Below are 25,115 nucleotides of genomic sequence, written 5' to 3' on the forward strand. Positions count from 1 at the left end.
TATTTTTTGTCATTGACCCCAAGGAATTTTAATAAAAAGTATATTTATCGTTTAGAAGTTTTTAACATTTTGGGTATGCATAGCTTCCTATGATTTCAGTGTTTTTAAGTACCTTGCCAACGGATGAACTGGACATTTAAAAATATATTGAGTATTGCAGCTACCTTGCTTATTTTATACTGTGTAGGTGTACTGTCAATCTATATTTTTATCAATGGGATTTTGTTTAAGACAGAGCGTGTCAGTAATTACAAGTTTCAAGCCACAAAATCACTGGAAGAAGTTACGATCAGTTTACCGGATCAACAGAGCATCCCTGCACTCTTTTTTAAACCCAATGAAAGTGAATCGGGGATCGTTCTGGTATTGCATGGTGCTGGTGGCAATCTGGATCGGCATCTGGTATTAATTGAACAATTTCAGCAGAGAAACCTTAACGTGTTGATGCCTGAATTCAGAGGGTTTGGAAAGGCAAAGGGTTCGGTTAATGAGAATACCTTGCAAGAAGATGCATTGGCCAGCATGGATTGGATCCGAAAGCGCTACCGGGAAGATAGTATTATTATTTATGCAAAAGATTTTTCAGCTTCTTCAGCATGTTATGTAGCCAGTATGTATCCATGTCGTTTATTGATATTGGAGGATCCTGTTTTTTCATTACGAAGCTGGATGCGAGATCGCTTCAATGCACTGATTCTCCCTTATGAATTGAAATATGATTTTACAATTGCAGATGTATTGCCAAACAGTTTAGTCCCAGTTTATATTTTAAGACCTCAGGGTAGCAGCAATTGCAATGCTAAAGATGCAATTAAAATGCAACACCTCTTAAAAGATCCAAATGGATTGATTCAATTTGAAAAAACCAAGGGTCAGCCGATTTATGAACTTGAACAATACCAACAGTTGATGGATCAATTATTAAGTTTTTAATTTACTATGAGCAAGCGTAATAAGCTGTTAAAATTTTCTGAGAATTTATCTTTTCCTAATGTATTTGAAAATTTCAGTTTCAAAGAAGTGCAATTATACCAAAATGTCAATCAAAAAGTTGATTTTAAAGCTTGCTGGAATTCAAATTATTTTAAGAGGAACTGTCCACTTGTATTGGAGTTGGCATGTGGTGGAGGAGAATATTGTATTGGAATGGCACAGCTGAATCCGGAACGCAATTATATAGGTATCGATATCAAAGGGGCACGTATTTGGCGAGGTGCTAAGAATTCTATTCAAAAAAATCTTTCTAATATTGCTTTTGTACGAACTAAAATTGAATTGATTTCTAATTTTTTTGGATCTGAGGAGGTAGATGAAATTTGGATTACATTTCCGGATCCGTTTTTAAAAAATAGCAAATCAATAAAAAGACTGACTTCTGATTTTTTTCTTGATATCTATTAAAAAATATTGAAGCCTAATGCAACGCTTCATTTAAAAACAGATGATCAAACTTTGTATGAATTTACTTTAGAGGTATTGAAAAACCGCACGGATTATAAAATTTTGGAACATTTTAATGATATTTATAAGCTAACCGAAATTCCAGCCATCCTGCAGCTTAAAACACATTATGAAATGAAACATCTGGAAGATGGGCGGCTTATAAAATATATTCAATTTCAGAGTATTAAAAAGTAACTATGGCATATGATGAATCCTTAGCAGAGAGAATTCAAATTTCATTGGATCAACACGCTGTAAACTATCAAGCAAAAAAAATGATGGGGGGACTGTGTTTTATGGTCAATGATAAAATGTGCCTAGGGATCGTAAAAAATGAATTGATGTGTCGGATTGATCCTGAGCAAGAGCCTATTTTGTTAAAAAAATCTGGTGTTCGTCCGATGGATTTTACAGGCAAACCAATGAAGGGATATCTATTTGTACATCCTTCGGCAGTCGATCAAGATCAAGACTTGATATTTTGGATTCAAACCTGTCTCGATTTTAATCCAAGCGCAAAGGCATCAAAAAAAAGAAATTAACTCCTGGTATTAGCGAATCATTTTTTTGAATGAAAAGCGCATAATTACAATGGCTCCAATCAAGAATAGCAACACATAATAGAAAGGCACAAAACTGATTGCATAAAGATGTGTTCGGTCAATAACCCACATCAGACTGAATACAATTCCAATGATCCACATCAAATTTCCGAGTCGATCGAAACCAGGGATATAATCTAAATCAACATTTCGTTTTATTATGTACAATGTTAAAATCATCATAAAAACTGGTAATACTTGCAATAATAAATCTGTTTCAAGGATGCTTCTTTTTCAAACAAAAGAAATACACATTAAGGGTAATAGAAAAATTCCTGGAATACAAACTGCATAAATAATTCCGGATAAAAAAGTATTCCAGGGTGGCATTTGCAGATCTTTTCCTGCGACCGCACAGATCAATAAGGTCAACAAGAAGAACAATCCAAAATAATACAAAATGAACATGGGCTTCAATTGGACCCATTCGAAGAATTGTTGTAAAGTCATTCCAGTTGGATTAAATTTCTAAAAATAATTTCACAGGATCTTCCAATAAATCTTTTAATTTCACTAAAAAAGTAACTGAAGACGAACCATCTATAACCCGATGATCATAAGACATTGCTAAATACATCATGGGTCGAATCACTACCTGATTATTGATTGCTATTGGCCGGTCTTTAATGCTGTGCATGCCTAAAATTGCAGACTGGGGCTCGTTGATTATTGGAGTGCTCATCAAGGAACCAAAAATACCTCCATTGGTTATTGTAAAGGTACCACCACTCATTTCATCTAAACTCAATTTATTATTGCGAGCTTTTTCCGCAAGGTTTTTTAATTGTAATTCTATTTCATAAAATTTTAAAGATTCTACATTGCGAATGGGTGGAACCACTAAACCATTAGGTGTTGAGATTGCAATGGAAATATCCGTAAAATCATGGTAAATTAAATCTTCACCAACTAGTTGAGCATTTACCTCAGGCATTTGTAATAATACAGCACTACAGGCTTTAGCAAATAAGGACATGAATCCGATTTTAACCCCATAGCGTTTTAGATATTCTTCATTGTATCGACTGCGCAATTCCATCAAGGCCGTCATGTCCACTTCATTAAAAGTTGTTAACATGGCAGTTTCATTTTTTGCAGCCACTAAATGTTTTGCAATGCTGCGCCTCATGCGTGACATCTTAACTACCCTAGTATTTCTGGAAAACAAAGCAGGATTTGTCAGGATGTTGGAACTAATTTTTTCAGCTTTTTGTTTAGACTCCAGACCCTGAATAACAGCGGCTTTGGTTATGCGCCCGTCTTTACCGCTAGGCTGAATTTGTTCGGTTTTTAAATTGTTTTCCTCCATCATTTTGGCTGCCGAAGGAGATGCAAGTCCTTTTGCATAATGCGAGGATTCTGCTTTTGGATCTTTAGGCAATTCAGTTTTAACTGCTTTTTTCTCAATTTCCGGTAAAGAGATGGATTCGTTTAGTACACTTGTATCAATTTGTGCAACCAAAGCACCAATTTTTAAATCTTCGCCTTCCTTGGCTTTGTGAATTAATCGTCCGCTGGCTTCTGATGGAAATTCGAGAGTGGCTTTATCGGATTCAAATTCGCACAATGCTTCATCGAGATTTACGATGCTGTTATCTGCTTTTAGCCATTTAGAAAGGGTCACTTCTGAAATGGATTCTCCAATTGCGGGTACCCTAAGGTCAATAAGACTCATTTTTTAAATTGTACTCAAAGGTATTTCAATTTGAGCAAGAAAAAACCAAGGTTTAGATCGGTCTAAAATTCATTTAAATAACGAGGAAGCAAGTCGGGAAATTTTTCCGGCGGACAAGCAAAACAAGGAATGCCTAAAGCAGACAGGTTTTTTGCAATTTGTAAATCGTAATCTGGAGTCCCTTCATCACTTAAACTTAGTAAGCTTATAATTTTGCTTCCACCTTGTAGAATTTGCTGGCAAGTTGCATACAGTTCATTTTTATTTCCATATTCATACAAATCGCTGATCAAAAAAATAATGCATTCCTTTACATTTCGGATCTGTTGTTGTGTGTATTGCATGGCTCGAGCAATATCGGTTCCACCGCCACAAGGAACACTGAATAGAATATCTACCGGATCCTGGTATGCATTTGTTAGATCAGTAATTTCAGTATCAAAGAAAATCAAATGGGTTTGGATACTTTTCAAAGAAGCTAGAATCGAACCGCTTATGGAAGCATAGATCATGCTTTGAACCATTGATTCAGATTTATCAACCAATAAAATAATTTGAGGAAGTTGGTGTGTTTTTTTAAAACCAAACCATTTATCTGGAATGATGGTATTAACTTCTGGCCGGTAATTTTTTAAATTGCGGTAGATGGTTTTTTTCCAATCAATTTGACTGTTATTCGGGTCACCCGCTTTAGAATGGAGTCGAACGGCTCTTTGTACGGCAAGGTGTAGCCTGGATTTTAATTTTTTTTCAATTTCACGAACTAATTTTAGCACGAGTGATTTTGCAGCTGCCTTACTTTTATCAGGCATAAGTTGCTGTAATTGTAAGATAGCAGCTACTAATTCTAAAGAAGGTTCAATTTTTTCTAAAAGTTCAGGTTCGAGCAACATTTCCTGAATTCCTTGCCGGGTCAGAGCATCTTCCTGCAAGATTTGGACGATATCGGATGGAAATTTAAGTCGAATGGCATCCAACCATTTGCGGATTTTATGACTTGAACGACCAAAACCAGGTTTTTTAGTAGTTCCGTAAATGGCATTTAAGAGTTCATCCGCTTCATCTTGAGAATTATTTAATACAATGGCATCCTCTGGATCTGAATCCGAGCCTAAAACTAATTTCCACCTTGAAAGATCCCGCATTTATTGGATGTAAAAATAATACTTTTGCACCAGCCAAATTCCGGCCAGACACATGAAAAATTATTTCCAGTTTATTATTCGATTTTATGGCTTCTGGCTTATCTTTTTTGGTGTATTGCGTAGCTATTTTATCGTATTTCAACATTTTTTTGGATATCGTTTGACTGCAAATGAATTCGTGGGTTCCATGTTTTATGGTTTGTATATGGATTTGGCCTTTGCTTCATTTATTGTTGCAATTCCATTTTTAATTTATTTTATTAATAAATGGATTCCTTATCGAACTTTTTTATATTGGTATTCAACCGTATTGATTGCAATTATTGCAGGGATATATGCTGGAGATATCAGTTTATACCGGGAATGGGGATTTCGTTTAGATAAGACCGCGTTTAGTTATTTAGATAAATTCCAGGAAGCAGGCAGTTTCGTATCTGTATTTAATATTCTCTTGGTAGTTTGTTTCTTTTGTTTAATAGCTTTCACTGGCACATTGCTGTTTCAGAAAATTTTCACCATCCGAAAATTTGAATTGAAATCACCGAGTATCTGGTTGCATTTAATTTTATTGCCAGCTTTAATTATCCCAATGCGGGGCGGATTGGGAATCATTCCTATGAATCCTGGGAAAGTTTATTTCAGCACCAATCCTTTTGCCAATCATTGTGCCTTAAATACCTGTTGGAATTTAGCATATAGTTTTTCACAAGCCCGGAAAGTAAATGCACGTTTGCATTTTATGGAGGATGCAGAAATGAATCAACTCTTTGATTCCTGGAGATTGCAAAAAGACAATCCAGAACCACGTATTTTAAAAAAGAAGCGGCCTAAAATTTTATTTTTTCTTCTAGAAAGCTTTACAGCTAAAATGATTGGCGCAAATTACAAAGACCAGGAAATTACACCCAGATTAAATGAATGGTTTAAACGGGGAATGTATTTCAAAAATGCATACAGTACCGGTGATCGAACAGAAATCGGTTTGGCATGTGCCTTGAGTGGATTTCCAGCACAGCCACAGTCGTCGATCGTTCACCATCCTAGAAAAACAGAAAAACTACCTTCACTGATTCGTTCACTTAAAAACGAACAGTACACTACCAGTTTCTACTATGGTGGGGATATCAGTTTTGCTAGCATGAACAGTTATTTATACAATTGTGGGATCGATGCAATTATTGATAAAACCCATTTTCCAAAAGAAAGCTACAATGCCAAATGGGGTGTGCACGATCATATTTTATTTCAGCGATTGTTTGCGGATATTATTGCGGATACCAGTCTTTTTTTAAAATTGTGTTTGAGTTTAAGCAGTCATCCTCCTTATGATATTCCAGAATCCAGAACCTGGTTTGAAACAAAGGAAGAAGTACAATTTTTAAATACAGCGCATTATACAGATAAATATGTTGGAGCAATTTTAGATAGTTTATCGCAACGTCCAATTTGGGATGATTTGCTGGTGATTCTGGTAGCAGATCATGGATGTCGCTTTCCTGGAAACAGTGCATACCATATTCCTGAAAAGTTTCATATCCCAATGTGGTTTGGGGGCGGAGCGGTTGCATTTGACAGTACGAGTGAAACCATCGTGAGTCAGAATGATATTGCTGCAAGCTTATTGGGTGAACTAAATATCAACAATGAGGCTTTTGAATTTAGTCGCAATTTTTTTTCTGCTGATTACAAGCCGTCTGCTTATTATGCATACAACAATGGATTTGGATGGATAGAACCATCCGGTACAAGAGTTTTCTCTAATGATAAAATGGAAATTATTTTAACAGAAGGAAGCCCTCAAACGGAGTTTAATACAGCAAAAGCATTTTTACAAAAAGTACTGACTGTTTTTGAAAGTAAGTAACATTCGATTTGTTTTATAATATAGCCAGTAAACAAAACGAAAAGAGTTATAATGTCTCTTATACTTTAAGTTGAATGTTTAATTCCATCAATTGTTTATCATCAATGCTTGAAGGAGCATCAATCATCGTATCCCGACCGGTATTGTTTTTTGGAAAAGCTATATAATCCCGAATGCTGGTATTGCCCTGCATGATGGTACACAAACGATCCAATCCAAATGCAATACCACCGTGTGGGGGTGCCCCGTATTCGAATGCTCCCAACAAAAAGCCGAATTGCTTTTCCGCTTCGTTTGAACTAAAACCGAGGATTTCAAAATTTTTGGATTGCATGGTACGATCGTGTATCCGTATGGAACCCCCTCCAATTTCTGCACCGTTGATTACTAAGTCGTAGGCAGCTGCGCGAATGGATGATAAGGTATTTTTATCGGTGCTTTGCATTTTAGGCATATCATCAGGTAATGGACTGGTAAACGGATGGTGCATGGCAAAAAAGCGTTGTGCCTCCTCATTCCATTCTAGCAATGGAAAATTTAATACCCAAAGGGGTTTAAAAACTCCCTCAGGAATTAAATTCAAACGCCTTGCAATTTCCAAACGGAAATCGCCCAATTGTTTCAGGGTTTTATCTTTTTCACCCAATAAAATAAAAACAACGTCGCCTCTTGTTGCGCCAATATCATTGCCCAGTGTTCTTAGTTCCTCGTCGCTGTAAAATTTACCAATGCTGGATTTAATGGATTCAGCGCCGAATTTAATATAGATCAAACCTTTAGCACCAATTTGAGGTCTTTTAAGCCATTCAGTTAAATCGTTGATGTCTTTATTACTAAATGCAGCTTCTTTTTCTTTTACAATAAAACCGTAAACCGATTCTGCACCATCAATGATTGAAAATCCCTTGCCTTTCATGCGGCTCAATTCCACAAATTTTAAATCAAAGCGGAGATCCGGTTTGTCTGAACCATACCATTCCATCGCATCATCGTAGTCCATTCTTGGAAAGTCTGGCAATGAAACATTCAAACAATTTTTAAACAAGGATTTAGTTAAACCTTCAAATGTTTGTAAAATATCTTCTTGTTCAACAAATGCCATTTCACAATCGATTTGTGTGAATTCCGGTTGGCGATCTGCACGTAAATCTTCATCGCGAAAGCAACGCACAATTTGAAAATAACGATCCATTCCAGCAACCATCAAAATTTGTTTAAAGGTTTGTGGCGATTGCGGAAGTGCGTAAAATTGGCCCGGGTTCATTCGGCTGGGTACAATAAAATCACGGGCTCCTTCAGGAGTTGATTTAATTAAATACGGCGTTTCGATTTCTAGAAAATGATGTTCGCTAAGATATTTACGTGTTTCCAATGCGACCTGATGCCTAAAGATCATTTTTTCCTTTACCGGATTTCTGCGAATGTCCAAATATCGATAGCGCATTCTCAATTCTTCTCCACCATCACTTTCATCTTCAATGGTAAAGGGAGGAACCTGAGATTCATTCAGTATGGAAAGCTTGTCAACGGCAATTTCAATATCCCCGGTGGCTCTGTTTGGATTTTTACTGCTGCGTTCTCTGACTTTCCCTTGAACGGAAATTACATATTCCCGACCGCAGCTGCGTGCTATTTCACAAGCGGCAGCATTTTCTTCCATATTAAATGCAAGCTGGGTAATGCCGTAACGATCGCGAAGATCAATAAAACTCATTCCACCCAGATTCCGTACAATTTGAACCCAACCGGAGAGCTTAACAGATTTCCCTACATCTCCTATTCTTAATTCACCACAAGTATGCGATCGATACATATTTTTAAAATTAGAGCACAAAGATAACCGGAGAAGATAGAAATTGAATAAACAGGATGTTATTTAATGGTTTTGAAGATTTAAATTGTACTGGTTCTAATGAGATGATTGTCAATACTTCTAAAACATTAAATTAAACATTTTCTTTTATATAGTTAGTTAATTATAGTTTTTGCTATCTATTTAATTTTACTAATCAATACAGCTTGTATAATAAAACTCCAAACTTTCCAAATCCAAGGCAACCAACTTTCCTAAATTTTTCTTTGAGTTTTTAAATACACAACCCCCATCGATGTTAAAACAATTTATTTTTTGAGTTTGTATTTTATCGAGAGAAAGAGGAGTATGCCCGTGGACCAGGATTCTGGATCCTAAATATCCGCATCAATTTTAAATTTTCTGATCCATAACATGGCTTCCTGGTCTTTAAATAAATCTTCATTTTTAAAATTTAGTCCGGCATGGACAAGGATGTATTGATCCATTTCTAGATAGTGCTTCGTACTGTTAAAAAAATCAATGTAAACTTCCGGGAAATCCTGAAAACGTGTTTTATTAAAACTAGTAATTGTTTGTTCGCCGCCGTTGAAGAGCCATTGAAAATAGGCGGTCACATTGGTAGTTGAATCCATCATCAATTGTTCATGATTTCCTCGGAGGCAATGAACCGTATATCCCGCATTTTGAAGTTTTAAAATGGTTTGAATGACGCCCAGACTGTCGGGCCCCCGGTCAATGTAATCTCCTAAGAGTATTAATTGATCTTGTTTTTTAATTTTTAAGACCTCAATGAGCAGCATCTTAAAAGTCTTGTTACAGCCATGAATGTCTCCAATTGCAAGTTTTCGAGCCATGAAGTTTTTACTACAATATAAGAGACTGTCAAGAGGCAAGTCTTTTGAGGCAATTTTTATGAAATTGTTGAATTTTTGTACTTTAGGGCTTGTGTTTAAATTAATTCCCTGTATGAATCTTCGTTTTTTAATAGTTTTAGCATCCTTTTTATATTTTCATTCTGCACAAAGTCAAGACTGGAAGGATATTTATCGATTTACTCCTGCTCAGACACTCAGTAAGATCAAATTTTTAGACAACCAAACAGGATTTACTGCTGGAAGTTTATACAACGGTTCTTTTGAAAATATTCACATCACCCATGATGGGGGTAAAACCTGGGTAAATGCAAATTCCGGATATACCTCCATGCGATTTATGGATATTTTTATATTGGATTCCAAGACAATTTTTATGAGCGGCAATGAAGGAATCATCATTCGATCAACAGATGGGGGTGCGCATTGGGAAACATTAAATACCGGGACTAAAGAGCAATTGTGGGGCATTCACTTTTTGAATGCAAACATTGGGATTGCAGTTGGTTCGAATGGAATAATAATTAGAACGATCAATGGGGGAGCGGATTGGGATCAAATTCCGTCAGGCATTTCAAATTTATTTTATGATGTGTTTTTTACTCAACAAGGCATTGGTTTTGCATCCGGTTCGAATGCTTTGTATAAATCAACCGATATGGGAGCAAGCTGGGATCCGGTTTCTAATTTTCCGTTTCAAGCTCCGGCAGATTGGATTCGCAGTATCAAAATGGTGAATGAAAACATTGGTTATGCCTGTGCAGATATAGGTCGAATTTATAAAACAACGGACGGAGGAAATTCCTGGGAACGGTTGGATTCTGGAACGGAAGATCCTTTATTTGATATTGACTTTGTAGATGAGCAACATGGCTTTATTTGTGGTTTCAATGGTATTATTTTGCAAACTTCCAATGGTGGACAAGACTGGACTAAAGTTGTAAGTCCACTTGGAACGGAGCACCTGTATTCCATTGACATGATTTCAAAAACGACTGGATATATTTGTACGCATACGGGCCATATTTTAAAATTGGATATGGCATCAGCAGCTAAAAACGAATTTAGAAAAACTATAACTGCACACATTTATCCGAATCCCATAGTAAACAAGGCGATACTTAGTTTAGAAGAAGATCATTTAAAAGAAATTAATAACATAGAATTGTGTACACTAGATGGCAAATGCAAACCTATGCAAGCCGTTCAATTAAATAATTCCCAATTGGAATTGGATTTTAGTTTTGAAAAGAGTGGGTTTCACAATTTATTAATTCACTTTAATAAGGACAATAAAGTGTTACCTGTTTATATACAAAATGCTTCAAATTAATTTTTAACAATAAAACAAAACAAAAAATGGAAACAAAAACAAATTGGTTAGCCCTTGTAGTGGCAGCTTTGGTTGGCATTGCGATGGGCTTTTTATGGTATGGTATGTTATTTTCAAATCAATGGATGGCTGGAAATGGCATTACCATGGCTGGAGAAAAAATGATGAAAAATGGTGCAGAATTACCTATGTCGGCATTGCCTATGATTGTTAATGCCGTCTCCATGTTGGTGTATGCTTATCTGATGAATTGGTTGGTTAATAAAACCAGTTCGTTTGATTTAAAATCTGGAGCTACACTGGGTGCAGTGATTGGCGTCATTCATCTTTTTGGAATTTATACTGGAAACCGCTTTGCAGGAAATCCAGTAAGTTTATCAATGGTCGATGGTTTTTATACATTTTTATTGTTTACAGTAATGGGAGCGATCATAGGTGCCTGGAGGACAAAATAAATTTTAAATTCACGAATAGAATAGCCTTGATTTGGAAACACGTCAAGGCTATTTTTTTTAGTTTTTTTAAAAAGACCATTTACCTCGCAATACAAACAGATTTCCTGCTGTTTGATAGCCTGAGCCTGTGTCGGCAAATGCAGCTTGTATGGTTAAATCTAAGTCAATATTCGTAAGAGCATTCCAACCGATTGTAGGGACTGTTATCAAAGAATTATAACTTGGTGAATAGATAAGTGCTAAACTACTTCTGAATATAGGAGTAAATGATTTTGAAACTGCCGAATAAAAACTAAACTTAAATGGGAACAATGATTTAGCAGAAAGTTGGGAATCAAAAAACCCAAGACCTCCAGATTGCAATCCCGATGGTTTGCTATTAAATAGACTTGAAAATGAAACATACCAATCATTCTTGAAGGTTTGGTCCAATACAAAGGAAGCAGTCCATACTCCTTTATGGTTTGAAATATCTTCTTTTGGGTGAAAGTAACTAAGCTCGCATTTAAATCCTGCGTTTAGAAGATTTCCGGCCCATCCGCCCCCAACGACAAGATCGTCCTGATGCAAACCAGCAAGTACTTGTATATCGTAAGTCCATTTATTGAATTTGTATAAAAATGCTCCTATATGCGCATGCTTATTTTTTCCTGGTTTGTATGCAAACTCCAGTTTGCTTTGCTCATTTAGAAAACGTTGTATTCGGATAGCATCATTTCCTGGCCTTTCTTCATAGTCGAAGTCAAGAAAATTGTAAGCATTAAAAATATCATTCGGATTCCAAATGGTATTCAATCCCCAGTTTATACGTTGTCGACCGATTCGAAGATCCCAATGTTCGGGTGTAAATTGAAAATACAATCTGTCAACGACCGAATGCATAACAAATGAAGATTGATTGATCCAAAGTTTTGAAAGATTGAAATATCCATCATATGCGTTAATGTACTTGCCGTAATCCGGTATTAATTTTAGTTGATTTCCCCAAACAATCCGATTTCTTAATTCAAGTTTGGCAATCAGTTGTTCAGAAAAATTGAATTTAAAATTGAGCCTGTTATGAATCAAATTGCTGGAATAGCTGGTAGTAATTCCATCCGAAAAACTAAACGACTCGAGATCTTTTAAATAACCTGAACATTCGATCCAGGGTAGTTTCTCTATTTGATCTTGGGCATAGGCATTGTTGAAACTAAATACCAAATAAAAAACCAAAAGTTGTTTAAAAAATTTCAACTGTTCCAATTTACAATTCAACTGGAATTTGTGTTGGCGCAGTGTCATCCACAATTTTTCCATCTTCCAATGTGATGACTCTTCGTGCGCGGCTGATTACCCGTTGATCATGGGTTGAAAAAACGAAGGTCATATTTTCAACTTCATTTAATTTGAGCATCATATCCAGTAAATTGGATGCAGAAACAGAATCCAGATTGGCAGTCGGTTCGTCAGCAAGTATAAATTGGGGTTTGGATGCTAAAGCGCGAGCTACAGCAATCCGTTGTTGTTGTCCACCTGATAATTCTCCCGGTCGTTTATCTCCTTTATTTTCCAGACCAACTTGTTTTAGCAATTCCATAACTCGGAGTTCCCTTTGTTTAGCAGGTAGCTTTTGAAGCAGCATGATAAATTCAATATTTTCTTTTGCGGTTAAAACTGGAATTAGATTGTAAGATTGAAATACAAATCCAATATTATTTAACCTGAAATCTATCAAAGCATTTCCATGAAGTTTGGTGATATTCGTTCCATTGATTTCAACATATCCGGAAGTGGGTTGATCCAATCCTCCAATCATATTTAGCAAAGTTGTTTTTCCGGACCCGGAAGGCCCTTTAATGGCAGTAAATTCTCCGCGATTCAAGTGTAAATGCACCCGGTCTAAAGCAACAACGGGAATTGTTTTTTCGTCGTAGATTTTAGATAGTGAATGTGCATCTATAACAGTTTCCCTCATAGTTTAATTTTTTATGGCGGTTGCAGGTTTTATTTTAAGTGCTCTTTGAGCAGGAAGGATGGAAGACACTAAAGCAGTAATAGTTACCATGATTATTATTTTAATTAACTGATCGCCATTTAAATTTGGATATACGATCGGACTGTATCCAAAATTTGAATAGACTTCTGAATAACTGTCAAGATGGATTCCGTAATGGTGTGTAATGGAAATTGTAAGAAGTGCAAGCAACATTCCTACAGGACAGCCTGCTAAAATTAAAAAGCAGGTCTCCCAAAGAATCATCGTAAAAATTTTAAATTTGTTCATTCCGAGTGCCAGCAACATGCCTATTTCACGGGTTCTTTCTAATACAGACATCATCATCGTATTAATTATTCCAAAAGTCAAGGCCAGTAAAATGATACCCATATAGATATAAACCATTTGGGTGCCTGCAGACACAGTGATGCCTATTTCAGGTGAAATTTCTACCCAGGATTTTACGTCCGCATCTGGTAATAATTGTTTAAATTGGGACAAGCATGAATCCAATGAACTGTTTGAATGCAGTAATACAGCGATTTCATGAATGCCTCCATGCAAGCCAGCCAATGAATCGATGGCTGCGTAATTTACAAATACATTGGCTTCGTCAAATGGCGTGTTTTGTGTTTTAAAGATTCCGACAATTCGAAATGCAGCAGACGCTAAATTGCCGGAAGTATCCTGAAATGTCAGAATTGTTTTTTATTTAGGTTTAATTTAAGTTTATTCGCAAGTTTCTGACCAATTAATATTTCATTTGATTTTAACGGATTGAAATAATGACCTTCAATAAGTTTAGTTGAAAGTTGTGTCAGTTTATTTTCAGATTCAGCTTGAATACCATTTATTTTTATACCGGTACTACCTGCAGGAGATGCGATCATTCCATATAAAATAACCCGTCCAGCAGATGCTTTTACAGCAGGATTTTCATTTATGGATTGAAGGGTATTAGAAGCATCCGGAATCACAAACTCAGAATCAAAGTCATTTAAAAATTCACGATGATGTATTTGAATATGTGAAATTTCATCGCGAATTGCTGCATCCACCCGTTGTTCTATCATGCCATTATAAAATGCAATTAAGAACATTCCAGACCATAAACCTAAACTGATTGCTATTAAGAGCGTAATGCTTCTCTTTTTACTTCTCCAGATATTTCTTCTTGCAATTTTAATCAACATGGGTAGAGATTAATTGCGAAGGGCTTTAACGGCATCCAATTTATGAATATGCCAAATGGGATACATTCCAATTACAAATGTTAAAAGTAAGACGAAACTTGATTGTGATAAAAAGATGCTGCTGTCCATGGCAGTAGGAATAACAGGTTCAAATCCAAATTTTTCATATGCTTTTGCCATTTCACCTGTAAATCGAATGGGATTTCTATTTAAATAAAGTACTAAAGGAAAACTTAGCAATATACCACTCAATACACCAAGTAAAGTAATCAATACCGTTTCACCTAAAAGGATTAAACCAAGATTTAATTTTTTTAATCCAATTGAAATCAGCATTCCAAACTCACGTTTTCGTTCTGCAGTCATCATCAAAACCGTACCAAAAAATCCAAATCCGATAATTAAATAAAGCACAGCGGAAAAGATATAAAATGAAGCTCCATCGGCTTTAATATGGTTTGAAATTTCAGGCATCATTTCTTCCCAATCCATGATTTCATAATCAGCAGTCAATTGGGCTCGTAAAATTGTAACAATTGATAATTTTTCTAAAGGATTGGAAAGGATTAAGGCCATGGTACTGATTCGATTTTCCGCGTTGAGTACATTTTGGGCAGCTTTTAAAGGAAGATACACAAAACTATTATTCATTTCCGGAGATGCCAAATGGACGATTCCTTTTATTTTATATTTACCTGCAGCCAAAGTGCCTTGAAATCCTTGGCCAAACAGGACCAGGGTATCATTGAGTTTAATATTTAATCGCTTCGCTAATCCTTCTGCAATTAAAGCGTGTTCGTCGTCAAGCTTAAAATAAGTTCCATTAATTAATTTCTCATCTAAATGCGTTAGTTGTTTTTCTTTAATTGGATCGGTACCAACCAATAAGCAAGCTTTGGTGGTATTATTAAAAGATGCCAGTGTAAACGTTTCCAATCTTGGAACAAAATCAAGGATATTTTTTTGTTGGCGAATTTTTAGAATTAGGGAATCATTCAATTCAAAGCAATTATCCAAGACGCGTTCATTCCAATATCCTGATTTATGAATTTGGACATATCCGGAATAATAACCAACAACATTTTTTATTAAATTGTCAAATGCACCTTTCTGGAATGACTGCATCAGAATGCAAAATAATACAGCGAATGTTATGGAGGCAGTTGTAATAAGCGTGCGCCGGTGATTGCGCCATAAATTTCTCCAAATGAGCTTTAAGATCATTTAATGCGAGCCATATTTTGCGTATTGAAAAAAGAGTCTTTTAATTCGATATCAAATTGCAATGAATTATAAATTAATATCGTTTTATTTCCTTTTTTATCAGCTGGAATCATTTCTAAACGAGATGGCAACATGCGTCCACCTAAATTTTTAATCTCGCTGGCATGAAGGGTGTTCACCAATTGACCATCTTCATCGAAATATGTTACATAAATTGTGTTGAAATCCATCTTAGTTATACACATATCCACACGACTCCATAAAACTGCTGCATTTGATTTAGGGATTAATCGAATTTGGTAACAAGGATTTTTATCAATCAAGGTATCTTTTAACAAGGTATGTGTATAATCTTCAAGAATGGAAGCTTCTTTTACCAAATCGTCGTTGGTGAAATCTGTTCCCATCCAGCTTTGACTCATCATGGAAGGAGGCATTTTAATATTTCTGTCAATGGATGGAATCCAATTCCACACCTCTTTAAATCGTTTCAGGAAAACTACGCCTTTGTCTTTAGCTGGTGCAGTAATTAAAATCGCTGCCAAGCCATTTCCTTTACTCCAGGATTTCATAGAGAGTTCTCGCGTCCAGTTGGGTCGGATAGTTTGTATTGTAATTTGTGCGATGGAAGTCTTCCCGCGAGCATGTTCATCCGCTTTACGGACAATAGACATGGCATCCTGTGAAAAACCGAATGAAAATATACTTAACTGAATGAAACAGAAAAAAATTGATTTTTTAAAGTGGATTGATAGAGAATGCATTCTAAAAATTACATTAAATTTAAGTAAGCAAATTGGAGTTGTTAAAACTTCCTTTAAAAACAACAATTACAATCAGTAAGAGTTGTCTCAAAGGATCAGAAATAGAAACAATAGAGCAAAAAACTAAGGATTGGATTGGTTATGTATTGAATTCAGCTTAATGTGCTATCTGTATTTTTTTTGTTTGTTGAAACGTATCATTAAATATTTTAATGAAATACAGTCCATTTTCAAATTCAGAAATATCAAATGAATAATGAAAACCTGGTTGAAGGTATTTCCATTGCTGAATTGGCTGTCCATTTAAATTTATGAGGACTGCTTTCAAATTATTTGGAGCGTTTTCATTGATGGTTATGGAAATTATTGACTTTGCTGGATTTCCAAAGATCGAAGCATCAAGATTTAATTTAGTTTCTTTTATTTCGGTAGTTCCATTGAATGTGATTACCGTTTCCCGAATCGTGTTGTGCCCGCTGCCAGGACCGGTATTGCCAGCTGGAACCAAACCATAATAACTGATCCCCAGAACGTAAGGGTATGCTGCTTTGAGATTGCTATCTAAAGTAACAAAATAGGCATAGATGCCATTAGGATATTCGGGCGTAATGCAGAACCTCCCATTGTGTTCATCCAAATCACCGGAACCAGCCAGGTATTCAAAATCTTCTACGTAATAACCCAGTGGAAACCGGGTTGAAACATCTGGACCAGCAGAGGCAGCAGGCAAGCCATTTGGAAGCGTTGTCCGTTTTGTGATATTCCTTAAATGAAAGCTACTCTGCATTCTTTTAATCCCACCGGTTCCATCATGATTTGCATAACCAAATGCACCATAAACAGGAAAACCATCAAATGCATATCCAAGAATTGGAGCATGCTTGGTAGTAAGGCTGTCATTGTATAAACAGGTAGGGTTCAGGTGATGGTGGTATTCCCCATTGGGTGCAGGATGTCCTAAACAATTATCAAAGGAAGGACCTTCCACTACAATCGCATTTTGATTCCAAACGTTTTGGTTATTATAGCTCATGCCATCCTTTGGATTGTAGATTGAAACACCATTTGTCCAAACACCAATATGCCCAAGACCCGTGTTAATTGGAGTTGCTGGATTCATTTGAGGAAATCGGGTAATTTTAAATACAAAATTTTGATTTTTCGGTGTGTTCGGATTTCCCTGCCAGGGACCTATATCATAGCCGGGAATGCACGATGCACTCACATATACATTGCTATCAGAATATTGAACTTTTTGAACATTTGAAGGAATGTTATTATAACCAGTTGCCCCCGTTGTATTTAAAATCCAGGATGAAATTTCAGGAGTTATTTGTGCATTCGCTACAAAAGTTATGCAAAGGAGAAGCAGGATCCAAGAGGGTCTCATTTTTTAATTTTTGTAAAGATAAAGAAATGTTTTATTGATAACATACTGCAATGTTAATCTGAAACTATGGCATATGACCGATCGGAGCGAAATCTTCAAAAGCATCGTTTGTTTAGCTTCGTGCTGGCTTTACACAGACTTGATAAAATCTAAACTATAGACTCATAGTCTAAAGACTGTAGACTAATTTTCCATCCTTTCAAGTATATTTAGTATTTTTGAAAGGATATCTTATTTTTTTATTATAAATTAGTTTAATATGAAAAACAAACTTGTTTCTTTAGGATTGGGTTTTGTTTGCAGTGCTTTTTTCCTACAAGCACAGGATCAACCTGCGCTAACATTTAGCACGATAAATCAAATACGTGTGAAAGAGATCATTGATACGATGATTGTATTTGATCCGGCAACATTGATTGAAACGGTAAGAATTAGTAAGAATAAAAGCATCAGTTTGGAATTAAATAATTGCAAGGAGTTGGGTTCAGATGTTTCATTAGGAATGATTCAGATCCCTGCAAATGAATTGCTTGATTGCAGCAGTATGTATATAAATTGTAAACCCACCGGTCAATTGGAATTCTGGACTATACATTCATTCAACATGGCCGTTCAATTAAAAGGACAAGCACTCACTAAATATACCAATAAAGGTCCGAATTTTAGTGATCAAATTATGCAAGCAATGCAAAATTTGCAAGCAGGCAGTACAATTTATTTTGAAAGCATTCAATTGGAGATACCCGGAATCCCAGTGGTAAAACTTTCATTTGGTGTTGATGTGAATTGATGCAATGGCCATTAATTAAATTCAGAAATTTATCATGTGTAAATTTAATAGTAAACTTTAAAAATTAAAGAACCTAATACCAAAGATATCTAATGGTTTAACATAAGAGTTGAATGTACCCAAAATACCATCAATCCCAAAATTAATTTTTTAATGCAACGGAATTTAAATGGCGGATATATTTATTAGTTATTCAAGTGCGGATCGGGAGCACATAAAAACCTTGGCAAGTTTATTTGAACAACAAGGTTGGTCCGTTTGGTGGGATCGACAGATACCGATTGGCCAACATTATGATACGGTTATAGAAAATGAATTAAAGCAAGCGCGCTGTGTGGTTGTGGTATGGACGCAGCAGTCTGTTAATTCGGAATGGGTTAAAAACGAAGCATTAGAAGCCGCTCATGTAAAAAAACTTGTGCCGGTACTTTTGGAAAAGCTGGAAGTCCCTTTAGCATTTAAACGGATTGAAACAGCTAAACTTTACAACTGGGAAGGGGATTCGTCGCATCCAGAATTGGAATTGTTATTTAATTCGATTCATTCCATCCTTCAAAATCAGAATGAAGGAACGATTGAACCATTTAAAAATAAAATCAAACATTCAGAATTTAAAAGCATTTTAAATAAGAGCTTAAAACCTGCACTCGCTTTTCTTTCCATTTCTGTATTGTTATTTTTTGTATTTTATTTTGTCAATAAACCTACTGAATCCAGTTTAACTATCCGAATTTTCGACTGGAAAAAAGTACCAATCCCGCAAGGTGATATCAAAATCTATTTACCGCAATATATACGTACCCAATCTGTTGATAAAACAGGTCAGGCTTTTTTTAGCGGGATACCTCAAAACACAATAAAGAATAAGATGAAAATCGAAGTGAACAGTCCTGGTTTTGTAAGTCTCACCTTTGATACGATGGTGGATGTATCCAATCCTTTGGAGTTAAGCCTGGCGTTTTCAACGGAAGTAATTATTTCTGGGAAAGTAAAGACAGCTGCCGAAGTTCCTATCCGGGGCGTTGAAGTTAACGTAGATGGAACAAAATATTTCGATCGATCAAAAACAGACGGATCATATAAAATCCGACTCGAGAAATATACTTTAGGAGATGATATAACGATTACTACATCACATAAAGATTTTGAAGACAAAAGTTTTAATTTAAAAATTAGTGCACCTGAACTATTAAGTCAGGACATTTTTTTAAATCCAGTTCCAAAATAATAATTAATTGATATGAATACGCGATTGCTTTGGATTGTATGTTGCATATTTCTTGCTTCGGAAAATAAAGGCCAAATCTTAGTATTAAAGGGAAAGGTGAAGTGCATTCTCCAAATGCCAAATACAACCAAAGGAGCTGAAAACGTAGTCATTGTACCAAACTTCATTCCTTCTAAATCCACAATAACAAGCTCAGCACCCACAGGGTATTTTGAAATAAACACCAATGTACCTTATTCAAAGCTAGAAGACAAAACAGTGACTTTATATGCAGTTTCAAAGTGTAAGGATTGTAATTTATTGGCCCGCAGGATTTTTATTACAGAGGACAATGACCGCCAGTTTAAAGCAGATCAACTGTCGTATTGTACTATTAAAGATTGGGTGTTGGATGCCAATTGTCAAAATACTGAGTTTAAAGCTCTTAAAGCAGATAGTGTATTACGTGTAGCCATTAAGCAAGAAATGGAAGATCTAGATAAGGTATCGAATGCAAGTGCATTGGTTGGTACACCATCTTTTTTAAATTTTATTAGCAGCCTGGTGTCAGTTGCAAGCCCAGCTTTACCGGTTGGTTTTTATGGGGCTGATAGCATTATAGGTGGGAACAACACAACCGGACAGTTTTTATTGGCTTCTCCATTATATCATTCGGCCAATACCGGTTTTAATTTTAATCCGTATCGCGAATTGGGTGAAGCGGTATTTTGGAATCCGGCTGCTTTACAATCTTCCAGAACGAGGGGATTATTTAGTTTCTTAGCTAATTTAAAAAACAATTATAAAACATCGGTCTATTATAAACTCACACCAAAATTTAGTTTGGGTTTGGGCTTCATTTATACAAAACAAGATGCTTTTCTAACGGTATTGTACCGTTTTGATAATGATCCACTTGATTTTACAGTGAAAGATTTTAAATTTAGTTTGAAAGAATCTGCTTTATATTTGAGTCCGTCGTGGAAATTGAGCGATAAAATTTCTCTCGGAATAAGTATTAAATCCGTTTGGCAAAAATTTAATAATCCCAGTAGATTGTTTGTTGAGCAAATTGATACCATTAAAACGCGGGCGTTTACAGATAAACTTGTGGAAGTACAGAATTATGATGCGGATCTTTCGGCAGTTTATAAGATAAACAGGCAATGGAGTTTAGGTCTAAATTTTATGAATCTGGCAGGAAGTCAGTTGTATGGAGATGCATTTGTTCAAAATCAGAATGATAAACCCATACAGAATCAACGCGCTTTTGGTTTAGGAGTTCACTATAAAATAAAACGCATTCAATTAGGAAGTGATTTGTTGATGAATGGCGATGGACTCTACGACGCCAGCATTGGAATTAATTATGTACCCTTTAATAATGCACTTATTGCAGCCGGTTTTGCATTTAAGCAAACTGCTTTTTCACTTTCTTTTAAAATGAAGTATTTCCGGATTGGCTATATCAATGACAATAATTTTTTAGCACATGATTTCCGAAAATCAAAAATAGGCCTTTTCAATGGGACTTTATATACCGGCGTGAGTATTGGTTTTGGAGGAAGCCATTGACATGGATACAATGGTTTCTAGAATTTAGTCAGCAATCCATTGTTTTAAAGATTTAGAATATATTTGTGTAAGCTAATTAATTGCACTAAAATTTATTTGTATACTCTATGCAGCTAAGTAATCAAATTGCAAAACATTTTAGAGAGGTCTATTTTGGTGGGAACTGGACCTGTTCAAATTTAAAAGACCAATTAAAAGATGTCACTTGGAAGCAGGCAACTCAGAAAATTTATTCATTAAACACCATAGCCACGTTGAGTTATCACATACATTATTTTGTGCAGGCAGTCCTCAAGGTTTTGCAAGGAGGAATATTAGATTCAAAAGACAGTTATAGTTTTGACCATCCACCCATTCAATCTCAAGAGGATTGGGACAAATTTTTAAACGCACTTTGGGAGGAAGCTGCGTTGTTTGCTGAACTTATCGAACATATACCGGATGAGAAGCTTTGGGAATATTTTGAACAGGAGAAGTATGGGATTTATTATAGAAATCTACATGGGATCATAGAACATTCACATTATCATTTAGGACAGATTGCAGTAATAAAAAAGATACTATCAGAGCAGGTGTAATAAAATATCAAACTATTCTAATACGGTATCCTAAACTGAATTAATTAAAGCTTTTAATGAATTGGATAGTTTGTTTTTAATACCTTTAATTAGGGACATAGAACGAATTATTAATTGTTAAACTATGTTTCCTAAATTCCTATGTATCTATGTGGTTCAATCATAATTTTTTTTGAAACACATAGATACATAGGGACATAGAGACATAGGAAGGATTACTAAATAATAAACTATTGTTTTCTAAAAATCTATGTATCTATGTGGTTCGATCATAATTTTTTTTGAAACACATAGATACATAGGGACATAGAGACATAGGAAGGATTACTAAATAATAAACTATTGTTTTCTAAAAATCTATGTTTCTATGTGGTTCAATTGAGGATTTTTTTTGAAACACAAAGGGACATAGAGACATAGGAAGGATTACTAAATAATAAACTATTGTTTTCTAAATATCTATGTTTCTATGTGGTTCAATTGAGGATTTTTTTTGAAACACATAAGGACATAGAGACATAGGAAGGATTACTAAATAATAAACTATTGTTTTCTAAAAATCTATGTTTCTATGTGGTTCAATTGAGGATTTTTTTTGAAACACATAAGTACATAGAGACATAGGAAGGATTACTAAATATTAAACTATTGTTTTCTAAATATCTATGTTTCTATGTGGTTCAATCAGAATCTTTCTTGAAGAACAAAGGAACATCGTTAGCTTATCTCGGATATATTTTTTTATTACTATTGAAAAGAAATGGCTGCTGCATGGTGTAATTTTCTATTTTTGCTCATTGTGATGAAAACACTAGATTCATTTGAAACAGAGCGGCTCCTATTAAAGCCGGTAGGGAAAGAAGATGCTGCATTTATTTTAGAAATGTTTAACACCCCTCAATGGATAAACAATATTGGCGACCGGAATGTACACAGTGTAGAAGAGGCTGAAGCTTATATTGAAGCAAAAATGCGACCCCAGTTTGAGCGATTGGGTTATGGTAATTACATCATGATTCGCAAATCAGACGGAATCAAACTTGGATCCTGTGGACTGTATGACCGAGAAGGATTAGAGGGTATTGATATAGGATATGCGTTGATGCCTCAATTTGAAAGGCAGGGATATGCCATTGAAGCTGCTTCAAAAATGTTAGATCTTGCTGAACATCATTTTAGTTTACAAGAAGTATTTGCCATCACAACACCCGAAAATATACCCTCACAAAAAGTTTTAGCAAAATTGGGACTGGAATTTGTTCGGACCATTCAATTAGCAAATGATCTAAAGGAGTTAAACCTTTATCAATTGAGTTTTACAGCAGACAGATCTCCTGAGGCATAGATGATGTTTAAAAATTGACACATTCACATCTTTCCAAGTGAAAAAACTTAGGGTTTAAACCCTAAGTTTTTTAAATTTTTTTATTTATCTTGCTGCCGAAAACACTATGAATTTAAGGAAGCTCTAAAAACTCCTGATAGTTCGCTATGCATTTATTTGTCTTTTTTTGAAGCAGTACCTAAAGATTTAAAATTAATGCAAGCTTAGTCTAAGTGGTTTGGGGAGATTCCGTTCAAGTTTATACTTGAAATATTTATTTTTTATGGAACACCTAAAATTATTGTACTATGTTAGTCAAATTGTTTTCCGCGGCCGGGCATGGCGTGGATGCTTCTACCATTGTAGTGGAAGTAAATGCCGGAGGGAATGTTATTTCCGGTAAAATTAGTTATTGGATGGTTGGGCTTCCAGATAATGCCATTAAGGAAGGGTACCAACGGATTCAGTCGGCCATTAAAAATATTGGCTATCAGTTTCCACGTGTAAAACTGGTAATCAATTTTGCTCCTGCCGATATTCGAAAGGAAGGATCGTATTATGATCTCCCCATTGCCTTGGGAATTTTAGCTGCCACGCGGCAAATTTCAGAAGATCGATTTCAGGATTATTTAATTATGGGTGAATTGAGTCTGGATGGAAGCTTACGTCCATTTAAAGGAGTCTTGCCCATCGCCTTGCTTGCACGAAAAGAGCATTACAAAGGAATCATTGTCCCCAAAATTAATGCTCGTGAAGCTGCTATCGTTGATGGATTGGAAATCATTCCGGTCGAAAATCTTTTTGAGGCAGCAGCATTTATTGATAAGCGTTTGGAAATTGAACCCCTTCAAGCGGATTCTATGAAAGAATTCCAACAACAGCAAGGAAATTATGCACATGATTTTGCCGATGTTAAAGGGCAAGAAAACATCAAGCGCGCATTAGAAATAGCAGCAGCTGGAGGACACAATGTGATCCTCATTGGTCCACCAGGAGCCGGGAAAACCATGCTGGCACAACGCTTGCCAACGATCCTTCCACCATTGGGAATCAATGAAGCCTTGGAAACTACCAAGATACATTCAGTTGCAGGAATTTTGGCAGCAGATTCGGGATTGGTGACCAGTCGACCGTTTCGTTCACCACATCATACGATTAGTGACATTGCATTGGTTGGTGGCGGTTCCAATCCCATGCCTGGAGAAATTTCATTGGCACACAATGGCGTATTGTTTTTAGATGAACTCCCTGAATTTAAACGTGCAGTTTTGGAAGTGTTACGCCAACCGCTTGAAGAACGAAAAGTGACTATTTCAAGAGCTAAAATTTCAATAGAGTATCCATCTAGTTTTATGTTGATTGCAAGTATGAACCCATGTCCCTGTGGTTATTTTAACCATCCTGAAAAAGAATGTGTTTGCGCACCGGGCGCAGTTAAAAAATATTTAAGTCGCATCAGTGGTCCCTTACTCGATCGAATCGATTTACATGTTGAAGTAACGCCGGTATCTTCTGAAGAATTAATGGAGTACAAACGAGGTTCGGAAAACTCTTCCAATATAAGAGATCGTGTCATGGCTGCAAGAATTCGACAAGAAAAACGATATCATGAAAATCAAAATATTTATTGCAATGCTCAAATTCCTTCCAGCATGGCTCGTGAAATATGTGTTATTAATTCGGCCGGTATGAGTTTATTAAAAACAGCAATGACTAAACTGCAATTGTCGGCACGTGCCTATGATCGCATTTTAAAAGTGTCACGAACCATAGCAGATTTATCAGACAGCGACGAAATTAAAATTGAACATCTTGCTGAAGCCATTCATTTCAGAAGTCTGGATCGTGAGGGATGGGCGGGTTGAGATCAATTACGAATTTTTAATT

General features: G+C 35.8%; 25 protein-coding genes. 13 read left to right on the forward strand and 12 right to left on the reverse strand.

The features are described from left to right. Nucleotides 1-123: 123 nt before the first annotated feature. From IPK91_11000 to IPK91_11015, 4 genes are read left to right on the forward strand one after another with little or no spacing between them, the layout of a single operon-like run. Nucleotides 124-933 carry an alpha/beta hydrolase gene (locus IPK91_11000; GenBank protein ID MBK8297782.1) on the forward strand — a complete coding sequence of 270 codons (810 nt, stop codon included), beginning with the start codon at nucleotides 124-126 and terminating at the stop codon, nucleotides 931-933. 6 nt (nucleotides 934-939) lie between these two features. Continuing rightward, on the forward strand, nucleotides 940-1,401 hold the full coding sequence (gene trmB / locus IPK91_11005) for a tRNA (guanosine(46)-N7)-methyltransferase TrmB (GenBank protein ID MBK8297783.1): 462 nt from the start codon (nucleotides 940-942) through the stop codon (nucleotides 1,399-1,401). Nucleotides 1,402-1,407: 6 nt separating this feature from the next. Next, a complete protein-coding gene (locus IPK91_11010) occupies nucleotides 1,408-1,638 on the forward strand; it encodes a hypothetical protein (protein MBK8297784.1) in 231 nt (76 codons plus the stop codon). A 2-nt stretch (nucleotides 1,639-1,640) separates the two neighbouring features. Next, complete coding sequence (locus IPK91_11015; GenBank protein ID MBK8297785.1) at nucleotides 1,641-1,985, forward strand: TfoX/Sxy family protein; 345 nt, start codon at nucleotides 1,641-1,643, stop codon at nucleotides 1,983-1,985. 9 nt (nucleotides 1,986-1,994) lie between these two features. On the opposite strand, the gene IPK91_11020 is transcribed toward IPK91_11015, so the two are convergent. From IPK91_11020 to IPK91_11030, 3 genes are all read right to left on the reverse strand, one after another. After that, a complete protein-coding gene (locus IPK91_11020) occupies nucleotides 1,995-2,249 on the reverse strand; it encodes a hypothetical protein (protein MBK8297786.1) in 255 nt (84 codons plus the stop codon). A gap of 256 nt (nucleotides 2,250-2,505) precedes the next feature. After that, nucleotides 2,506-3,720, reverse strand: coding sequence for a 2-oxoglutarate dehydrogenase complex dihydrolipoyllysine-residue succinyltransferase (gene odhB, locus IPK91_11025; protein ID MBK8297787.1), 1,215 nt, complete (start codon nucleotides 3,718-3,720; stop codon nucleotides 2,506-2,508). A gap of 62 nt (nucleotides 3,721-3,782) precedes the next feature. After that, nucleotides 3,783-4,865, reverse strand: a complete 1,083-nt coding sequence (locus IPK91_11030) for a VWA domain-containing protein (GenBank protein ID MBK8297788.1) — start codon at nucleotides 4,863-4,865, stop codon at nucleotides 3,783-3,785. 52 nt (nucleotides 4,866-4,917) lie between these two features. On the opposite strand from IPK91_11030, the gene IPK91_11035 reads away from it, so the two are divergent. Continuing rightward, the gene (locus IPK91_11035) at nucleotides 4,918-6,729 is read left to right on the forward strand and encodes a sulfatase-like hydrolase/transferase (GenBank protein MBK8297789.1); all 1,812 of its coding nucleotides are present in this window, start codon (nucleotides 4,918-4,920) and stop codon (nucleotides 6,727-6,729) included. Nucleotides 6,730-6,787: 58 nt separating this feature from the next. Here IPK91_11035 and aspS read toward each other — a convergent pair whose 3' ends face one another. Together aspS and IPK91_11045 are read right to left on the reverse strand one after the other, a co-directional pair. After that, nucleotides 6,788-8,542 carry an aspartate--tRNA ligase gene (gene aspS / locus IPK91_11040; protein MBK8297790.1) on the reverse strand — a complete coding sequence of 585 codons (1,755 nt, stop codon included), beginning with the start codon at nucleotides 8,540-8,542 and terminating at the stop codon, nucleotides 6,788-6,790. Nucleotides 8,543-8,916: 374 nt separating this feature from the next. Then, nucleotides 8,917-9,399: a serine/threonine protein phosphatase gene (locus IPK91_11045; GenBank protein MBK8297791.1), complete on the reverse strand. Its 483-nt coding sequence runs from the start codon at nucleotides 9,397-9,399 to the stop codon at nucleotides 8,917-8,919. Between the two features lie 112 nt (nucleotides 9,400-9,511). Here IPK91_11045 and IPK91_11050 point away from each other — a divergent pair, with 112 nt between their 5' ends. Together IPK91_11050 and IPK91_11055 are read left to right on the forward strand one after the other, a co-directional pair. Continuing rightward, complete coding sequence (locus tag IPK91_11050) at nucleotides 9,512-10,750, forward strand: hypothetical protein (protein ID MBK8297792.1); 1,239 nt, start codon at nucleotides 9,512-9,514, stop codon at nucleotides 10,748-10,750. 26 nt (nucleotides 10,751-10,776) lie between these two features. Continuing rightward, nucleotides 10,777-11,205, forward strand: a complete 429-nt coding sequence (locus IPK91_11055; GenBank protein MBK8297793.1) for a DUF1761 domain-containing protein — start codon at nucleotides 10,777-10,779, stop codon at nucleotides 11,203-11,205. Between the two features lie 66 nt (nucleotides 11,206-11,271). Here the strand turns inward: IPK91_11055 and IPK91_11060 are convergent, their stop codons facing one another. The 7 genes from IPK91_11060 to IPK91_11090 form a co-directional block, all read right to left on the reverse strand. After that, complete coding sequence (locus IPK91_11060) at nucleotides 11,272-12,441, reverse strand: hypothetical protein (GenBank protein ID MBK8297794.1); 1,170 nt, start codon at nucleotides 12,439-12,441, stop codon at nucleotides 11,272-11,274. A 10-nt stretch (nucleotides 12,442-12,451) separates the two neighbouring features. Continuing rightward, a complete protein-coding gene (locus IPK91_11065; GenBank protein ID MBK8297795.1) occupies nucleotides 12,452-13,162 on the reverse strand; it encodes an ABC transporter ATP-binding protein in 711 nt (236 codons plus the stop codon). Nucleotides 13,163-13,165: 3 nt separating this feature from the next. Further along, nucleotides 13,166-13,756, reverse strand: coding sequence for an ABC transporter permease (locus IPK91_11070; protein ID MBK8297796.1), 591 nt, complete (start codon nucleotides 13,754-13,756; stop codon nucleotides 13,166-13,168). Nucleotides 13,757-13,878: 122 nt separating this feature from the next. Beyond that, nucleotides 13,879-14,376, reverse strand: a complete 498-nt coding sequence (locus IPK91_11075) for an ABC transporter permease (GenBank protein ID MBK8297797.1) — start codon at nucleotides 14,374-14,376, stop codon at nucleotides 13,879-13,881. Between the two features lie 9 nt (nucleotides 14,377-14,385). After that, on the reverse strand, nucleotides 14,386-15,600 hold the full coding sequence (locus IPK91_11080) for an ABC transporter permease (protein MBK8297798.1): 1,215 nt from the start codon (nucleotides 15,598-15,600) through the stop codon (nucleotides 14,386-14,388). Further along, nucleotides 15,597-16,364, reverse strand: coding sequence for an outer membrane lipoprotein-sorting protein (locus IPK91_11085; protein ID MBK8297799.1), 768 nt, complete (start codon nucleotides 16,362-16,364; stop codon nucleotides 15,597-15,599). Before IPK91_11085 ends, IPK91_11080 begins: the two co-directional genes overlap by 4 nt. Nucleotides 16,365-16,521: 157 nt before the next feature. Further along, nucleotides 16,522-17,754, reverse strand: a complete 1,233-nt coding sequence (locus IPK91_11090) for a YHYH protein (GenBank protein ID MBK8297800.1) — start codon at nucleotides 17,752-17,754, stop codon at nucleotides 16,522-16,524. A 259-nt stretch (nucleotides 17,755-18,013) separates the two neighbouring features. Here IPK91_11090 and IPK91_11095 point away from each other — a divergent pair, with 259 nt between their 5' ends. The 6 genes from IPK91_11095 (at nucleotide 18,014) to IPK91_11120 (ending at nucleotide 25,093) form a co-directional block, all read left to right on the forward strand. Beyond that, a complete protein-coding gene (locus tag IPK91_11095; GenBank protein ID MBK8297801.1) occupies nucleotides 18,014-18,544 on the forward strand; it encodes a hypothetical protein in 531 nt (176 codons plus the stop codon). Between the two features lie 169 nt (nucleotides 18,545-18,713). Then, nucleotides 18,714-19,772, forward strand: a complete 1,059-nt coding sequence (locus IPK91_11100) for a toll/interleukin-1 receptor domain-containing protein (protein MBK8297802.1) — start codon at nucleotides 18,714-18,716, stop codon at nucleotides 19,770-19,772. Between the two features lie 114 nt (nucleotides 19,773-19,886). Continuing rightward, nucleotides 19,887-21,326, forward strand: coding sequence for a hypothetical protein (locus tag IPK91_11105; GenBank protein MBK8297803.1), 1,440 nt, complete (start codon nucleotides 19,887-19,889; stop codon nucleotides 21,324-21,326). Between the two features lie 107 nt (nucleotides 21,327-21,433). Further along, the gene (locus IPK91_11110; GenBank protein MBK8297804.1) at nucleotides 21,434-21,904 is read left to right on the forward strand and encodes a DUF1572 domain-containing protein; all 471 of its coding nucleotides are present in this window, start codon (nucleotides 21,434-21,436) and stop codon (nucleotides 21,902-21,904) included. Nucleotides 21,905-22,706: 802 nt separating this feature from the next. Then, entirely contained in the window at nucleotides 22,707-23,249 is a 543-nt protein-coding gene (locus IPK91_11115) for a GNAT family N-acetyltransferase (GenBank protein MBK8297805.1), read from the forward strand. A 287-nt stretch (nucleotides 23,250-23,536) separates the two neighbouring features. Then, on the forward strand, nucleotides 23,537-25,093 hold the full coding sequence (locus IPK91_11120) for a YifB family Mg chelatase-like AAA ATPase (GenBank protein ID MBK8297806.1): 1,557 nt from the start codon (nucleotides 23,537-23,539) through the stop codon (nucleotides 25,091-25,093). Nucleotides 25,094-25,115: the final 22 nt, after the last annotated feature.

The organism is Saprospiraceae bacterium, from assembly GCA_016712145.1.
Taxonomy (GTDB): Bacteria; Bacteroidota; Bacteroidia; order Chitinophagales; family Saprospiraceae; genus Vicinibacter.

Excerpts from the sequence above, each read along its gene's own strand:
- IPK91_11000 (MBK8297782.1), top strand. The coding sequence starts at position 124 with ATGAACTGGACATTTAAAAATATATTGAGTATTGCAGCTACCTTGCTT.
- trmB (MBK8297783.1), top strand. The coding sequence starts at position 940 with ATGAGCAAGCGTAATAAGCTGTTAAAATTTTCTGAGAATTTATCTTTT.
- IPK91_11015 (MBK8297785.1), top strand. The coding sequence starts at position 1,641 with ATGGCATATGATGAATCCTTAGCAGAGAGAATTCAAATTTCATTGGAT.
- odhB (MBK8297787.1), bottom strand. The coding sequence starts at position 3,720 with ATGAGTCTTATTGACCTTAGGGTACCCGCAATTGGAGAATCCATTTCA.
- IPK91_11030 (MBK8297788.1), bottom strand. The coding sequence starts at position 4,865 with ATGCGGGATCTTTCAAGGTGGAAATTAGTTTTAGGCTCGGATTCAGAT.
- IPK91_11035 (MBK8297789.1), top strand. The coding sequence starts at position 4,918 with ATGAAAAATTATTTCCAGTTTATTATTCGATTTTATGGCTTCTGGCTT.
- aspS (MBK8297790.1), bottom strand. The coding sequence starts at position 8,542 with ATGTATCGATCGCATACTTGTGGTGAATTAAGAATAGGAGATGTAGGG.
- IPK91_11045 (MBK8297791.1), bottom strand. The coding sequence starts at position 9,399 with ATGGCTCGAAAACTTGCAATTGGAGACATTCATGGCTGTAACAAGACT.
- IPK91_11050 (MBK8297792.1), top strand. The coding sequence starts at position 9,512 with ATGAATCTTCGTTTTTTAATAGTTTTAGCATCCTTTTTATATTTTCAT.
- IPK91_11055 (MBK8297793.1), top strand. The coding sequence starts at position 10,777 with ATGGAAACAAAAACAAATTGGTTAGCCCTTGTAGTGGCAGCTTTGGTT.
- IPK91_11065 (MBK8297795.1), bottom strand. The coding sequence starts at position 13,162 with ATGAGGGAAACTGTTATAGATGCACATTCACTATCTAAAATCTACGAC.
- IPK91_11075 (MBK8297797.1), bottom strand. The coding sequence starts at position 14,376 with ATGTTGATTAAAATTGCAAGAAGAAATATCTGGAGAAGTAAAAAGAGA.
- IPK91_11080 (MBK8297798.1), bottom strand. The coding sequence starts at position 15,600 with ATGATCTTAAAGCTCATTTGGAGAAATTTATGGCGCAATCACCGGCGC.
- IPK91_11085 (MBK8297799.1), bottom strand. The coding sequence starts at position 16,364 with ATGCATTCTCTATCAATCCACTTTAAAAAATCAATTTTTTTCTGTTTC.
- IPK91_11090 (MBK8297800.1), bottom strand. The coding sequence starts at position 17,754 with ATGAGACCCTCTTGGATCCTGCTTCTCCTTTGCATAACTTTTGTAGCG.
- IPK91_11095 (MBK8297801.1), top strand. The coding sequence starts at position 18,014 with ATGAAAAACAAACTTGTTTCTTTAGGATTGGGTTTTGTTTGCAGTGCT.
- IPK91_11100 (MBK8297802.1), top strand. The coding sequence starts at position 18,714 with ATGGCGGATATATTTATTAGTTATTCAAGTGCGGATCGGGAGCACATA.
- IPK91_11105 (MBK8297803.1), top strand. The coding sequence starts at position 19,887 with ATGCCAAATACAACCAAAGGAGCTGAAAACGTAGTCATTGTACCAAAC.
- IPK91_11110 (MBK8297804.1), top strand. The coding sequence starts at position 21,434 with ATGCAGCTAAGTAATCAAATTGCAAAACATTTTAGAGAGGTCTATTTT.
- IPK91_11115 (MBK8297805.1), top strand. The coding sequence starts at position 22,707 with ATGAAAACACTAGATTCATTTGAAACAGAGCGGCTCCTATTAAAGCCG.
- IPK91_11120 (MBK8297806.1), top strand. The coding sequence starts at position 23,537 with ATGTTAGTCAAATTGTTTTCCGCGGCCGGGCATGGCGTGGATGCTTCT.